The following is a 13817-nucleotide window of genomic DNA, read 5'->3' as shown; positions in this document are numbered from 1 at the left end:
CACCCCCACATCGGCGAACCGGAGTCGGTCAAGGTCGCAGGAGCGGGGCGATCGCGTCGACGGCGTCGGCGCGTACCACGAAGCGGGTGATCCCCCAGCGGCGCTGATGGTCCGCGACCGCCGTGACGATCTCCTCGACCGTGCCGATCAGCACGAACGGCGTGGCGAGCACCTCGGCGGCGGTGATTCCGGTGCGGTCGGCGAACCAAGCGGCGGCGGCCTCGGCGTCGTCGGTCACGGTGACCTGCTGGACCAGCGCCTCCAGGGCGGGCGGCTCGGCGCGGCCGGCGGCCCCGGCGGCCACCTGGGCGAGCTGCGCCTCGATCTGGTCGGCCCGCCACCGCACCTCGTGCGTGTGGCCGTCGGCGCGGGTACGCCCGAAGCCGGTCAACCCGACCACGTCGGCGTGCGCGCCGGCCCAGCGCAGCAGGGTCGAGTTGGCCGTACCCATGGTGAGCGGGACGTGGGCCTGGACCGGCCGCAGCTCGGTGAGGCGCGCGGCGTGGGCGACCAGATCCGGGCTGTCCACGGTGACCTCCTCGCCCGCCAGCAGGTCGCGGACCGCTTCGGCGACGGCGATGCAACGGCGTACCCGCCCGGCGACGTCGGGGCGCTCGCGGCCGACGGCCCGCCACTCGGCCGGGGTGTGGCCGGCGCCGACGCCCAGCCGGGCCCGCCCACCGGAGATCACGTCGAGGGTGGCCACGTCGGTGGCGAGCAGGATCGGCTCCCGGACGCCGGCGTTGGAGACGTACGAGCCGAGGCCGAGCGTCGAGGTCACCGCCGCCGCGGCGGCCAGGGCCACGAACGGCGACGCGCCGTGGCCCGGGTGGTCGGCGGCTGTCAGCGCGTCGAAGCCGGCGGCCTCGACCCGGCGGGCCAGGTCGAGCCAGCTCGCCGCGTCGGTGGGCCGGGCCTGTACGGAGAAGATCGGCATCGCCCCAGCATGTGCGCCCGCCCTCGCCCCGGCCACCCCGCGCCCGCCGATTCTGCCAACGGGCGAATCCCCCGCGCCAACCCTCGTTCGGGAGGCAACTTCGGGGATGCTGCTGTCTGCCGGCGCCCGGAGGCAGCAACATCCCCGAAGTTGCGCGGATCTTGGCGCGGGGCGCGGGCGCGGGGCGCGTCAGGTGCCCTGGTGCACCGGGTCGAGGCGGGTCAGGTCGGCGTCGGTGAGGCGCAGGGCGCCGGCGGCGATGTTCTGGGTGAGGTGGTCGGGATTGCCGGTGCCGGGGATGGCCAGCACGTTCGGCCCCTGGTGCAGCGTCCAGGCCAGCCGCACCTGGGCCGGGGTCACGCCGTGCTCGCCGGCGACCGCGCGTACCTCGTCGTGCTCGACGGCGGTCGCGCCGGCCTCCCGTCCGCTGGTGGCCAGCGAGAAGAACGGCACGAAGGCCGTCCCGTGCGCGGCGCAGTCCCGGATCAGCGCGTCGTTGCGCTGCCGGTAGCCGAGGCCGTACGAGTTCTGCACGCAGACCACCGGGGCGATGGTGCGCGCCTCGGCGACCTGCTCGGCGGTCACGGCGGAGACGCCCAGGTGCCGGATCAGCCCGGCGTCGCGCAGCTCGGCGAGCGCGCCGAAGTGCTCGGCCAGCGGCTCCGGGCCGTACACCCGGAGGTTGACCACGTCGAGGTGGTCCCGGCCGAGCTGGCGCAGGTTCTCCTCGACCTGGCCGCGGAGCTGGTCCGGCCGGGCCATCGGCAGCCACTCGCCGGACGGGTCCCGGCCCGGCCCGACCTTGGTGACGATGACCAGATCCTCCGGGTACGGCGACAGCGCCCGATTGATCAGCTCGTTCGCGGAGCGCAGCGTCGAGAAGTAGAACGCGGCGGTGTCGATGTGGTTGACGCCCAGCTCGACCGCCCGACGCAGCACGCCGAGGACGCGCTCCCGGTCGCTCGGGCCGCCGTCGGCGTTGCCGGTCAGCCGCATCGCGCCGAAGCCGATCCGGTTCACCGTGCGATCGCCGAGCCGCCAGGTGCCCGCCGCCGCCGCGTTGATCGTCCCCGTGGTCACGTTCTCTCCTCGACTGTCGGGTCCCCGTCGGGGACATCGAGGCCGAGCAACTCCTCGGCCGTGCCGCCGGACACCGCGTCCAGCGCGGCGACCAGCTTCCTCTCCTCGTAACTGAAGTGCGACTCCAGCAGCGCGGCGAGGCCGTCCAACTCGGCCCGGACGGTCGGGCCGGCGGCCTGACCGGTGACCAGCTCCTCGACCCGGGTCAGGATCGCGGCGACCGCCCGGTGGTCCTCGCTCAGGGTGGCGAGCACGGGTCGCAGCTCGGGCACCTGCTCGGCGAGGACGCGGAACGCGCCGCCGTCCTCGCTGGTGTGGTGCCGGTCCAGCGCCGCGCAGAAGCCGAGGCAGTGCGCCCGCAGCTCGCGGGACAGGCCGGGGCCGGCGCCGTCGGGGGAGTCGAGGCTCGCGCGGAGCCGGGCCAGCTCCTCGCGGAGCCAGTGGTGGATCTCGATCAACTGGGTGCCGAGGGCGGTCAGCCGCCCGGCCGGTGACTGGGATGGGTGCACATGTCCCCTGCCGTCCCGCGCCTCCATGCCCACGGCGGCCATCGAGCCGGGTGCACCGCGACGCTACGCCGCACCCTACGGGATCCCGCCGCCGTACGCCGCCTCGCGTCACTCGCCCTCGTCCGGGTCGGTCGGCTCGTGCCAGCGGGCCCGGTAGGCGGCCTCGTGCGCCTCGTGGCTGGCCCGCTCCGCAAGGATCAGCCTGTGCAGCGCGGTCCGGCCCTCCTCGAAGATCACCACCTCGGCGGCCACCATGCCCACGCAGATCGCGGTCAGCAGCGCGAGGGCCCCCAGCGCCGGCAGCCGCTCGGCCAGCGGGATGCAGACCGCGAGCAGCCCCACCGCGCTCACCCGGGTCCAGCTCAGCGTGCGCAGGGTCCGCAGTTGGAACAGCATGTTGCCGCAGAGGTAGAGGATCACCCCGCCGAAGAGCAGCGGCACGGCGGGACCGGTCGCCGGTTTCCAGTTGGGGACCTGCGGGTTGGTGATCCCGCCGACGATGTCCTCGGCGCCGAGCGCGAAGAGGATGATGCCGGCGATCATCGGCAGGTAGCAGTACGCGTACGCGTCGCGGGCCATGGTGATCCGGGGGCCGTCCTGCGCCGCGTGCAGGGCGATCCGGGCGGACGGTCCGATCATGTCGTAGTGCGCCCACCAGAGCGCGGCGGTGAAGAAGATGCCGAGCACCGCCGCCGCCACGGCCGCCGGGCTGGGCGGCTGCCCGATCAGGTTGCTCCCGACACCGACCGAGATGACCGACTCGCCCAGCGCGATGATCAGGATCAGGTCGTACCGCTCGGTCCAGTGTTCGGCCGAGGCGAGTTCCCCGGTCCAGGTGCCGGTGAGCTGGCCGGTGGTGTACTGGAGCAGCACGACCAGGGCCCACAGCCCGTCCCGGACGAGTGGCGCCGCGTCGGAGTCGTGCATCGCCGGGGGGATCAGCGCGGCGGCGAGCAGCAGCAGGGTGCTGCCCGCCATCTCCGGGAGGAACCGCCTGAACTGCCGGCGCTCCTTCGGGCTGTCCCGCACCGCGTGCAGGTAGAGCTGTACGTGCACCAGGCGGACCACGATGTAGCTGATCGCCGCCACGATCGGCCCGGCGGCACCCCGCACGTCCTGGAACGCCTGGGGCAGCGACAGGGCGAAGGTGAACAGCGCCGCCATGCCGACGGTCATCAGCACCGGCACGAAGCCCTCGCCGAGCCGGATCCGGGCGGCGACCACGCTGTGCACCACCCACGACCACCAGAGCACGGCGAGGACCAGCAGTGCGTGCAGCAGCGCCCCGCCGCTGAAGTCCCGTGCGGTGGCCCGGGTGATGATGAAGAACGAGAAGACGAAGACCAGGTCGAAGAAGATCTCGAACCGGTCCACCCGGGCCGCGGGGGCCATCGGCACCGCCGGCCCGAGGCGTCCCCGCCACCCGAAGCCGCTCACCGGACGAGTCTTTCAGCGGGCGGTCGGTGGCGGGTCGGATTCCGGTCAGCCCGGACGGTGGCGCAGGCCGTCCATCAGCAGGTCGAGCAGGCGGCCCGCCTGCTCCCGCTGGTCCGGCTCGCCGGCGACCAGACAGACGCCGCTCAGCCCGGCCAGCACGTCGGCGGGTGCCACGTCGGAGCGTACGGCGCCGGCGGCGGCGCCGGCCGCCAGCAGGTCGCCCAGCGCGGCCAGCAGCCGGTCCCGGCTGTGCGCGTACGGGTTGGCGCCGGAGGCGATGGCCAGCCGCAGCGCGTCGGCCATGCCGCGCTTGGTGGAGAGGTAGTCGACGAAGCGGTCCATCCAGGCACGGAACGCCTGGTCGGCCGGGAGCGTCGCGAGCAGCTCCGGCACCGCGTCGCAGAGCTTGGCCAGCTCGTTGCGGTACGCCGCCTCGATCAGCGCCTCCCGGGTGGGGAAGTGGCGGTAGAGGGTGCCGATGCCGACCCCGGCCTCCTTGGCGATCCGGTCGAGTGTCACATCCGCGCCGGCGGTGGAGAACGCGTGCACCGCGGCGTCCAGCAGCCGCTGCCGGTTGCGCAGCGCGTCGGCGCGCAGCGGTCGGTCGGGCACGTCTCCTCCTCGGGTGACCGGCCGGTGGGCGCGGTCGGTTGGCAACCGGAGGCTCCTCCGGTTAGGCTGGCCGTAACGGAGGATCCTCCGCTTCTCATCGTACCGGCCGGACGACCGGTCCGCGCCGACGCCGACAAGGATGGATCATGACCACCAGCGCACCCGTCCGTACCCCCTTCTCCCGTGCGACCACCGCCCTGGAGGTGGTCCGCGACCTCGACCTGACCGGTCGGCGGGCCGTCGTCACCGGCGGCGCCTCCGGGATCGGCGTGGAGACCGCCCGCGCCCTCGCCGCCGCCGGAGCGGACGTCACGCTCGCCGTCCGCGACCTCGACGCCGGCCACCGGGTCGCCGCCGAGATCAGCGGCAGCACCGGCAACGACCGCGTCCTGGTCGCCCCGCTGGACCTCGCCGACCTGGGCGCGGTGGCCGCGTTCGTGCGCACCTGGGACGGGCCGCTGCACATCCTGGTCAACAACGCCGGCCTCATGGCCTCGCCCGAGCTGCGTACCGGGCCGGGCTGGGAGATGCAGTTCGCCACCAACCACCTCGGGCACTTCGCCCTGGCCACCGGGCTGCGCCCGGCCCTCGCCGCCGCCGGGGGCGCCCGGATCGTCTCGGTCAGCTCGGCGGCGCACCTGCGTTCGCCGGTGGTCTTCGAGGACATCCACTTCCGCGAGCGGCCGTACGAACCGTGGCCGGCGTACGGCCAGTCCAAGACCGCCAACGTGCTCTTCGCGGTGGACGCCACCCGGCGCTGGGCCGACGACGGCATCCTCACCAACGCGCTGATGCCGGGCGGGATCCGGACCAACCTCCAGCGCTACGTCAGCGACGAGGAACTGGACCGGATGCGGGCGCAGAGCGGCGGTGGCGCGGCCGCCTGGAAGACCCCCGAGCAGGGCGCGGCCACCTCGGTGCTGGTCGCCGCCTCGCCGCTGCTCGACGGGGTCGGCGGCCGGTACTTCGAGGACTGCCAGGAGGCGGGGCCCAACCAGCCGGGCACCCGCACCGGCTACGCCGCGTACGCCCGCGACCCCGAGGCCGCCGAGCGGCTCTGGGCGGTCTCGGAGGCGCACCTGCGCGGCTGACCCGGGCCGGACCCGGCCAACGGCCGGCCACGACAGGGCCGGACACGACAAAGGGGCGCGCGGTGTGAACCGCGCGCCCCTTTTCGCGTCAGGGTGTCAGAGCCCCAGCTCGGCCTCGAAGTTGCCGGCCTCCAGCCGCTCCTTGACCGCGACGAGGAAGCGGGCCGCGTCCGCGCCGTCGATCAGCCGGTGGTCGTACGACAGGGCCAGGTAGACCATCGAGCGGATCGCGACGACCTCGCCCAGCTCCGGGTCGTTGACCACGACCGGACGCTTCACCACGGCACCCGTGCCGAGCATCGCCGACTGCGGCGACGGCACGATCGGGGTGTCGAAGAGGGCGCCCCGGCTGCCGGTGTTGGTCAGCGTGAAGGTCGCCCCGGCGATCTCGTCCGGGCTGATCTTGTTGGTCCGGGTCCGCTCGGCCAGGTCGGCGATGCGCTTGGCGATCCCGCCCAGGTTGAGGTCGCCGGCGTTGTGGATGACCGGCACCAACAGCCCGCGCTCGGTGTCCACGGCGATGCCGAGGTGCTCCGCGTCCGGGTAGGTGATCGTCCCGCCGGCCAGGTCCATCCGGGCGTTGACGATCGGGTACGTCTGGAGGGCCTCGACCGCGGCGAGGGCGAAGAACGGCAGGAAGGACAGCTTCACGCCGTGCCGCTGCTGGAACGAGTCCTTCGCCTGCGCCCGCAGCTTGGCGACCCTGGTGACGTCCACCTCGATCACCGTGGTGAGCTGCGCCATCTCGTGCAGCGACTCCTGCATCCGCTTGGCGATGGCCGCGCGGATCCGAGGCAGCTTCTCGGTGGTGCCCCGCTTCGCGCTCGGCTGCGGCTTCGCGGCCGGCTTGGCCGGGGCCGCCGCGGCGGGAGCCGGCTGGGCGGCCGGCGCGGCCTTGGCGGCCTTTGCCTTCTCGGCGGCCTCCAGCACGTCCTGCCTGCGGATCCGCCCGCCGACGCCGGTGCCGTTGACCGTGGACAGGCTCACCCCGTGCTCGGCGGCCAGCTTGCGGACCAGCGGGGTCACGTAGCCGGCGGCCTCTTCGCCGCCACCCTGCACCGGTGCGGTCGGGCGCTGCGGGGTGGGGGCCGGCGCGGCCGGCTGCGCGGCCCGCTCGACCTTCGTCGGCTGGGCGGCGGTCTCCGCCTCGGCCGCCGGCTCGTTGTACGACACGCCCGGGGTCGGCTCTTCGACCTTCGGCGCCGGCGCGGGGGCCGGGGCGGGGGCTGCGGCCGGAGTGGGAGCCGGAGCGGGAGCCGGAGCCGGGGCGGCACCGGCCGCACCGACGATCGCCAGATCCGCGCCGACCTCGGCGGTCTCGTCCTCGGCGACCTTGATCTCCAGGAGCGTGCCGGCGACCGGCGAGGGGATCTCCGTGTCGACCTTGTCGGTGGAGACCTCCAGCAGCGGCTCGTCCACCTCGACGCTGTCGCCGACCTGCTTGAGCCAGCGGGTCACCGTACCCTCGGTGACGCTCTCGCCCAGGGCCGGCATCTTGACCGGGGTGCCCGCGCCCGACGGCGCCGGGGCCGGGGCAGCCTGCACGGCCGGCTGCTCCGCCTCGGCCTGCGGCGCGGCGGCGGCCTCCGCGGCCTGCTCCGCCGGGGCCGCCTGCTGCGGAGCGGCCGCGCCGGCCGCCTCGCCCTCGCCGGCGATGACCGCCAGTTCGCTGCCGACCTCGGCGGTCTCGTCCTCGCCGACCACGATCCGGCTCAGCACGCCCGCCGCGGGCGACGGGATCTCGGTGTCCACCTTGTCGGTGGACACCTCAAGCAGCGGCTCGTCGACCTCGACGGTGTCGCCCTCCTGCTTGAGCCAGCGCGTGACGGTGCCCTCGGTGACGCTCTCGCCGAGCCGGGGCATGGTGACCGATACCGGCATGTTCTCCAGACTCCTTCATTTCCCTGGTGGGATCATCGCCCGTCGCCGGACGCCGCGGTTGTCGTGGTCAGGCGTGCGCGTGCAGCGGCTTGCCCGCGAGGGCCAGGTGCGCCTCACCCAGGGCCTCGTTCTGCGTCGGGTGGGCGTGCACGAGCTGCGCCACCTCGGCCGGGTACGCCTCCCAGTTGTAGATGAGCTGCGCCTCGCCGATCAGCTCGCCGACCCGGGCGCCGACCATGTGCACGCCGACCACCGGGCCGTCCTCGACCCGGACGAGCTTCACATGGCCGGCGGTCTTGAGAATCTGGCTCTTGCCGTTGCCACCCAGGTTGTAGTTGTAGGTCTTGATCTTGTCAGCGCCGTACTGCTCCTTGGCCTTCGCCTCGGTCATGCCGACCGACGCCAGCTCGGGGTCGCAGTAGGTGACCCGCGGGATGCCGGCCTCGTCGATCACGGCCGGGTTCTGGCCGGCGATCTCCTCGGCGACGAAGATGCCCTGCTGGAAGCCGCGGTGGGCGAGCTGGAGGCCGGGCACGATGTCGCCGACCGCGTAGACGTTCGGGACGCTGGTGCGCAGCCGCTCGTCGGTCAGCACGTAGCCGCGGTCCATCTTGACGCCCTGCTGCTCGTACCCGAGGTTGGCGGTGTTCGGGCCGCGACCGACGGCGACCAGCAGCAGCTCGGCCTCGACGGTCTCGCCGCCCTGGATGGTCAGCTTGACGCCGTTCGCGGTCTTCTCGACCTTCTCGAACGGCTTGCCGACCTTGAAGTTGATCTTGCGCTTGCGGAAGGCCCGCTCCAGCGCCTTCGACGACTCCTCGTCCTCGGCGGCGACCAGGCGGGGCAGCGCCTCGACGATGGTCACGTCGACCCCGAAGGACTTCCAGACGCTGGCGAACTCGACGCCGATCACGCCGCCGCCGAGCACGATCGCCGACGCCGGGACCCGGTCCATGACCAGGGCGTGGTCGCTGGTGATGATCCGCTCGCCGTCGACCTCCAGGCCGGGCAGGCTCTTCGCGTACGAGCCGGAGGCCAGCACGACGTTGCGGCCGGTGTAGCGCTTGCCGTCGACCTCGACGGTGTTCGGCGCGACCAGCTTGCCGGCGCCCGCCACGAAGGTGATGTTCTTCGCGCCGCCCACCAGACCCTGGAGGCCCTTGTAGAGCCGGGCGATCACGCCGTCCTTGTACGCGTTGACCGACGCCATGTCGATGCCGACCAGCTCGGCCTTGACGCCGAACTGCTCCGACTCGCGGGTCTGGTCGGCGATCTCGGCGGCGTGCAGCAGGGCCTTGGTCGGGATGCAGCCGTTGTGCAGGCAGGTGCCCCCGAGCTTGCCCTTCTCGATCAGGGCGACGGAGAGGTTCAGCTGGGCAGCGCGCAGCGCGGTCGCGTAGCCGCCGCTACCACCTCCGAGGATCACGATGTCGAAGGTTGCGTCGTTCGGCTCGCTCACGTTCCAACTCCCAGGTCGCGTCACTGCATCGGGGGTTACGGGGGAGTAACAGGCACACCCCACCTCGGTCATCTTGTCACCACCGGGGACGGAGCGCGTAGTGAGGTGCCCAACGACACGTCGTCGCCACGTACGCTTGGCACCGTCTTCGATGACGTACGGGGGAGGAGTTGGGTGCGGTGGGGCTGTTCCGACGACGCAAGCGCACGGACGCGGTGGGCCGCGACCGGGGTGCCGAACGCGCCGATCTGGAGCATCTTGAGAATTTTGTCCGAACCCGGCGTGGGGTCGAGGCGTATCTGGAGCCCCGGACCACGGTCACCGAGACCACCGTCATCCTGATCGCCCACGACGGGGAGTGGACCCGGCGGCGGGTCGGCAGTCCAGCGGCGGCCCGCCGCTTCGCGCACCAGATCGCCATTCCCATCTACGACGTGGGCCTGATGGGCTATCCGCAGCGGATGCGCGACTACAACGAACGCCGCAAGCGCCGCCCCGAACTCTTCTGAGCAACTTCGGGGAGGCTGCTGTCTCCCGGCGTGCCGAGGCAGCAACCTCCCCGAAGTTGAGTGGATCCAGACGTCAGCCGTTGGCGGCGATGTCGTCGACCAGGTGGAGCAGCGTACGGACCGGGACGCCGGTGCCGCCCTTGGTCCAGTAGCCGGTCGGCTCACCCGAGTGGTAGCCGGGGCCGGCGATGTCGATGTGCGCCCAGGCCACGTCATCGGTGACGAACTCCCGCAGGAAGACGCCGCCCTGCAGCATGTGACCGGCCCGGTCCATGCCCGCGTTGACCTGCGAGATGTCCGCGACGTCGGAGTCCATCCCCTTGCGTACGTCGTCCGGCAGCGGCATCGGCCAGGCCGGCTCGCCGGTCGCCTCGCCGGCCACCTTCACCCGCTCGCACAGCTCCGGGGTGCCCATCACGCCGGCGATCTTCTTGCCCAGCGCGATCACCTGGCCACCGGTCAGGGTGGAGGTCTCGAACAGGTAGTCGGCGCCGTCCTCGCAGGCCCGGGCGATGCCGTCGGCGAGGATCATCCGGCCCTCGGCGTCGGTGTTGAGCACCTCCACCCGCTTGCCGTTGTACATGGTGATCACGTCGCCCGGCCGGTAGCTGGTGCCCGACGGCATGTTCTCCGCCATCGGCAGGTAGCCGGTGACCGCCACGGACGGCTTGAGCGCCGCGACCGCCAACATGGCCGCGCCGACCGCCGCCGCGCCGGCCATGTCGGACTTCATCTCCCACATGCCCTGGGCCGGCTTGATCGAGATGCCGCCGGTGTCGAAGGTGATGCCCTTGCCGACCAGCGCCACCCGCTTGCCGGTGCCGCCGCCCTCGGGCGTGTAGGTGAGCTTGACCAGCCGCGGCGGGGCCTCCGAGCCCTGCCCGACGGCGAGGATGCCGCCGTACCCGCCGGCCTTCAGCGCCGCCTCGTCCAGCACCTCGACGCCGAGCCCGGCCTCACGGGCGGCGGCGGCCACGGCCTCGGCGAACGCCGGCGGGCGCAGCTCGTTCGGGGCGGTGTTGACCCAGTCACGGCTGGTCCGCACCGCGCCGGCCACCGCCTGGGCCCGGGCGATCTCCGCCTGGGCGGTCGCGTCGCCGGCGTCCGGCACGGCGACCAGCACCTCGGCCACCGGCTCGCGCCGGGTCGGCTGCGGCTTGGTCTTGTAGCCCGCGAACCGGTAGCCGCCGAGCAACGCGCCCTCCGCGACCGCGCGCAGCGCGGCCGGGGCGTCCGCGTCGTCGGGCAGTGGCAGGGCGAGCGCGACGCGCGGCGCGCCGGCCAGGGCGCGTACCGCGGCGCCGGCGGCCCGGCGCAGGGTCTCCGGGGCCGGGGCGGCGCCGGACGGCTCCGCGCCGAGCCCGACGGCGACGACGACCGGGGCGGTGACCGTGCCCAGCGTGGCCAGCTTGATCACCTCGCCGGCACCGCCGGTCGCGCCGAGCAGCGCCAAGGTCTCGGTCAGCTTGCCGTCGAACGCGGCGGCGATGCTCTCCGCGCCGCTGGCCAGCAGCAGGGCGCCGGCGGGTACGCCGGACTCCTGCTCCGCGGTCTGGCTGTGCACGCCGATCACGATCGCGTCGACGGCGAGTTCGGCGGGGTCGGTGTCGACCAGGCTGAGGGTGGTACGGGGCGATGTCACTGAAGCTACTCCGGGCGGGCCGGGCCGGCCGCGTCGTCGCGTGCCGGCGATGAAGGTCTCCGGCGGCAACCTACCCGCCGGAGGCGTGGCTGTCCCGCCGATGGGTTCCGGCGGGGTCCCGCCGATGCTAACCAGCCTGTCAGCTGGCGGTAAGTTGCCACCCATGACCGAGGTGACCTCCGCCGCCGCCGCGACCCGGCTGCGCCGTTCCCCGCTGCACGACCGGCACACCGCGCTCGGCGCCAAGTTCGCCCCCTTCGGGGGTTGGGAGATGCCGTTGGAGTACGCCGGTGGCGGCGTGCTCAAGGAGCACACGGCCGTGCGTACCGGGGTGGGCGTCTTCGACGTCTCGCACCTCGGCAAGGCCCGGGTAACCGGGCCGGGCGCCGCCGACTTCGTCAACGCCTGCCTCACCAACGACCTCGGCCGGATCGGCCCCGGCAAGGCGCAGTACACGCTCTGCTGCGACGACGCGACCGGAGGTGTGGTGGACGACATCATCGCCTACCTGTACGCCGACGACCACGTCTTCCTGATCCCGAACGCGGCCAACACCGCCGAGGTGGTCCGCCGGTTGCGCGTCGCCGCGCCGGCCGGGGTGGTCGTCACCGACGAGCACGAGGAGTACGCCGTCCTCGCCGTGCAGGGGCCGCGTTCGGCGGAGCTGCTCGGCGCGCTGGGCCTGCCCACCGACCACCACTACATGAGCTTCTCGGCGGCGACGCTGGACGGCGTCGAGTTGACCGTGTGCCGCACCGGCTACACCGGCGAGCTGGGCTACGAGCTGGTCGTACGGGCCGAGCACGCGGTCGCCGTCTGGGACGCGCTGTTCGCCGCCGGGGCCGCGTACGAGCTGCGGGCCTGCGGGCTGGCCGCACGGGACACGCTGCGCACCGAGATGGGGTACCCGCTGCACGGGCAGGACCTCTCGCCCGAGATCACCCCGGTGCAGGCCCGCTCCGGCTGGGCGGTGGGCTGGGGCAAGCCGGCCTTCTGGGGCCGGGACGTGCTGCTCGCGGAGAAGGCCGCCGGCCCTCGGCGTACGCTGCGCGGCCTGGAGGCGGTCGAGCGGGCGATCCCGCGCCCCGGCATGGCGGTGTACGCCGGTGACGCCCGGATCGGCACCGTCACCAGCGGCACGTTCAGCCCGACGAAGAAGCAGGGCATCGCCCTCGCGCTGATCGACACCGACCGTGAGCTCGCCGACGGCGAGACCGTCGAGGTCGACATCCGCGGTCGCCGCGCCCCGCTGCGCCTGACCCGCCCGCCCTTCGTCCAGCCCTCCGTCCGCTGACCGACGGGGACGGTCGGGTCAGTCGGCGGTGGGGGATTCGCCGGCGTCCAGGACGGCCTGGGTCCAGCCGCCCTCGATGACGCCCGTGCTGTCCAGCAGGGCCCAGTCGACGACGTCCGTCGCCACCACCACCACCGGGGCGCCGATCCGCACCGTGGGGTCGGTGGCGGCGTCGCTGGCGCTGGCGCCGACGATCCGTTCCGGGATCTCCCACGAGGTCACCCCGGCCCAGACGTACTCGGGGCCGTCGTCGCCGGGCAGGCCGTACTTGACCACCAGCTGCGACTCGGTGGGCAGCCCGCCGGCGAGGAAACGGGCCCGGATGTCGCCCAGCCCGGCCCGGGCCGCCGCGATCGCCTTGCTCATCGCATCGCCCGGCCGGGTGTACCGCACGTCCGGCTGGATGCCGTTGAACAGGGTGGCGCAGGCCGCGGCGAAGTAGCGGCCGGCCGGGCCGGGATGCCCCGGCGGCGGGCTGAGGGTGAGGAACGAGTCGGCGTCTGGGTCGGTCGCCGGGTCCAGCTCCAGCCGCAGCAGCACCGGTGCCGTCGCGCCGTGCTGCTCCGGATTCCCGTACGCCACCGCGATGTCGTGCCCGGTCACCGTGGCCAGCACCGGGAGCTGCACGAACGCCGGTACCTCCTCGCCGGCCAGGCCCTCGGTCCAGTCCCGCAGCAGCCGGCGGGCGGCACCGGTCATCACCGCGCCCCACGCCCGCGTGAGGTGGTCCGGCACCCCCTGGGCCTGGAGTTCCAACAGCCCGAAGCGGCGCAGCCCCTTGGTGGTGAACCAGAGCCCGTCGGCGTCCGACGAGTAGGGCACCAGCACCCAGTCGACCAGCCGGATCCGGCCGTCGGCGTCGGGGAGCGAGCGCAGCGCGGTCGCCGGGTCCAGGAACTGGAGGCCGAAGACGTCCACCACGTCCCCGTCGACCGTCTCGGCGATCGCCGCGGCCACCGCCCGGGCCGCCCACTCGTGGGCCGGCGGCCAACCGGGCCGGTACTCCGCCTGCACCACCACCAGGTGCGTCGCGGCGGCCAGCCGGGCCAGCTGGGCCTCGGTGGCGCCGAACGCGGTGAGCAGGTCCGGCGGCAGCTCGGGGAACTCGCTGATCTGTCGGGTGTCTACGCTCATCAGCGGACTGGCCAGCATCTGCTTCGCCAGCCCGTACACCGGCTCGGCGAGCCGCCCGGCCAGGGCCTCCACCGCCGTCTTCGGGCTGACCCTCGGCAGCCCGGCGATCGGCACCAGGTAGGTCGCGTCCAGCGACTCCGGGACCGGTACGGGCAGGAAGTCGTCCGTGATGAGCATGCCGTCCCCCCTCGACCGCACCGGTGCCGTCGTCCACGAACGCTACCTGCCCGGA

Annotated in this window: 12 protein-coding genes; 3 read left to right on the top strand and 9 right to left on the bottom strand. The window is 73.5% G+C overall.

The genetic code is table 11. From position 1 onward, the window contains the following. Positions 1-28: 28 nt before the first annotated feature. From GA0070621_RS16075 to GA0070621_RS16055, 5 genes are all read right to left on the bottom strand, one after another. Positions 29-937, bottom strand: a complete 909-nt coding sequence (locus GA0070621_RS16075; protein ID WP_091196454.1) for an LLM class flavin-dependent oxidoreductase — start codon at positions 935-937, stop codon at positions 29-31. Positions 938-1126: 189 nt separating this feature from the next. Beyond that, positions 1127-2017 (bottom strand): oxidoreductase, encoded by an 891-nt coding sequence (locus tag GA0070621_RS16070; protein WP_091196450.1) that lies wholly within the window; start codon positions 2015-2017, stop codon positions 1127-1129. Then, entirely contained in the window at positions 2014-2568 is a 555-nt protein-coding gene (locus GA0070621_RS16065) for a hemerythrin domain-containing protein (RefSeq protein WP_167666961.1), read from the bottom strand. Before GA0070621_RS16065 ends, GA0070621_RS16070 begins: the two co-directional genes overlap by 4 nt. 66 nt (positions 2569-2634) lie before the next feature. Next, complete coding sequence (locus GA0070621_RS16060) at positions 2635-3963, bottom strand: low temperature requirement protein A (protein ID WP_091196443.1); 1329 nt, start codon at positions 3961-3963, stop codon at positions 2635-2637. Between the two features lie 45 nt (positions 3964-4008). Beyond that, positions 4009-4575: a TetR/AcrR family transcriptional regulator gene (locus GA0070621_RS16055; RefSeq protein ID WP_091196439.1), complete on the bottom strand. Its 567-nt coding sequence runs from the start codon at positions 4573-4575 to the stop codon at positions 4009-4011. Between the two features lie 146 nt (positions 4576-4721). On the opposite strand from GA0070621_RS16055, the gene GA0070621_RS16050 reads away from it, so the two are divergent. Then, positions 4722-5666: an SDR family NAD(P)-dependent oxidoreductase gene (locus tag GA0070621_RS16050; protein ID WP_091196436.1), complete on the top strand. Its 945-nt coding sequence runs from the start codon at positions 4722-4724 to the stop codon at positions 5664-5666. Positions 5667-5762: 96 nt separating this feature from the next. On the opposite strand, the gene sucB is transcribed toward GA0070621_RS16050, so the two are convergent. Both sucB and lpdA read right to left on the bottom strand, forming a co-directional pair. Further along, positions 5763-7547: a 2-oxoglutarate dehydrogenase, E2 component, dihydrolipoamide succinyltransferase gene (gene sucB, locus GA0070621_RS16045; protein WP_091196433.1), complete on the bottom strand. Its 1785-nt coding sequence runs from the start codon at positions 7545-7547 to the stop codon at positions 5763-5765. Between the two features lie 67 nt (positions 7548-7614). Then, positions 7615-9006 carry a dihydrolipoyl dehydrogenase gene (gene lpdA, locus GA0070621_RS16040; RefSeq protein ID WP_091196430.1) on the bottom strand — a complete coding sequence of 464 codons (1392 nt, stop codon included), beginning with the start codon at positions 9004-9006 and terminating at the stop codon, positions 7615-7617. Between the two features lie 179 nt (positions 9007-9185). Here lpdA and GA0070621_RS16035 point away from each other — a divergent pair, with 179 nt between their 5' ends. Beyond that, the gene (locus tag GA0070621_RS16035; RefSeq protein ID WP_091196428.1) at positions 9186-9515 is read left to right on the top strand and encodes a hypothetical protein; all 330 of its coding nucleotides are present in this window, start codon (positions 9186-9188) and stop codon (positions 9513-9515) included. A gap of 73 nt (positions 9516-9588) precedes the next feature. Here the strand turns inward: GA0070621_RS16035 and GA0070621_RS16030 are convergent, their stop codons facing one another. After that, entirely contained in the window at positions 9589-11157 is a 1569-nt protein-coding gene (locus GA0070621_RS16030) for a leucyl aminopeptidase (RefSeq protein WP_091196425.1), read from the bottom strand. Between the two features lie 163 nt (positions 11158-11320). Between GA0070621_RS16030 and gcvT the strand changes: the two genes are divergently transcribed. Then, positions 11321-12451: a glycine cleavage system aminomethyltransferase GcvT gene (gcvT, locus tag GA0070621_RS16025; RefSeq protein WP_167666960.1), complete on the top strand. Its 1131-nt coding sequence runs from the start codon at positions 11321-11323 to the stop codon at positions 12449-12451. An 18-nt stretch (positions 12452-12469) separates the two neighbouring features. On the opposite strand, the gene GA0070621_RS16020 is transcribed toward gcvT, so the two are convergent. After that, positions 12470-13762: a DUF2314 domain-containing protein gene (locus GA0070621_RS16020; RefSeq protein ID WP_091196421.1), complete on the bottom strand. Its 1293-nt coding sequence runs from the start codon at positions 13760-13762 to the stop codon at positions 12470-12472. Positions 13763-13817 lie beyond the last annotated feature (55 nt).

The organism is Micromonospora narathiwatensis (assembly GCF_900089605.1).
In the GTDB taxonomy this organism is placed as follows: domain Bacteria; phylum Actinomycetota; class Actinomycetes; order Mycobacteriales; family Micromonosporaceae; genus Micromonospora; species Micromonospora narathiwatensis.
The sequence above is the reverse complement of the archived record's forward strand: the minus strand, read 5'-3'. Positions and strand labels throughout refer to the sequence as shown.

Excerpts from the sequence above, each read along its gene's own strand:
- GA0070621_RS16050 (WP_091196436.1), top strand. The coding sequence starts at position 4,722 with ATGACCACCAGCGCACCCGTCCGTACCCCCTTCTCCCGTGCGACCACC.
- sucB (WP_091196433.1), bottom strand. The coding sequence starts at position 7,547 with ATGCCGGTATCGGTCACCATGCCCCGGCTCGGCGAGAGCGTCACCGAG.
- GA0070621_RS16065 (WP_167666961.1), bottom strand. The coding sequence starts at position 2,568 with ATGGCCGCCGTGGGCATGGAGGCGCGGGACGGCAGGGGACATGTGCAC.
- GA0070621_RS16075 (WP_091196454.1), bottom strand. The coding sequence starts at position 937 with ATGCCGATCTTCTCCGTACAGGCCCGGCCCACCGACGCGGCGAGCTGG.
- GA0070621_RS16020 (WP_091196421.1), bottom strand. The coding sequence starts at position 13,762 with ATGCTCATCACGGACGACTTCCTGCCCGTACCGGTCCCGGAGTCGCTG.
- gcvT (WP_167666960.1), top strand. The coding sequence starts at position 11,321 with ATGACCGAGGTGACCTCCGCCGCCGCCGCGACCCGGCTGCGCCGTTCC.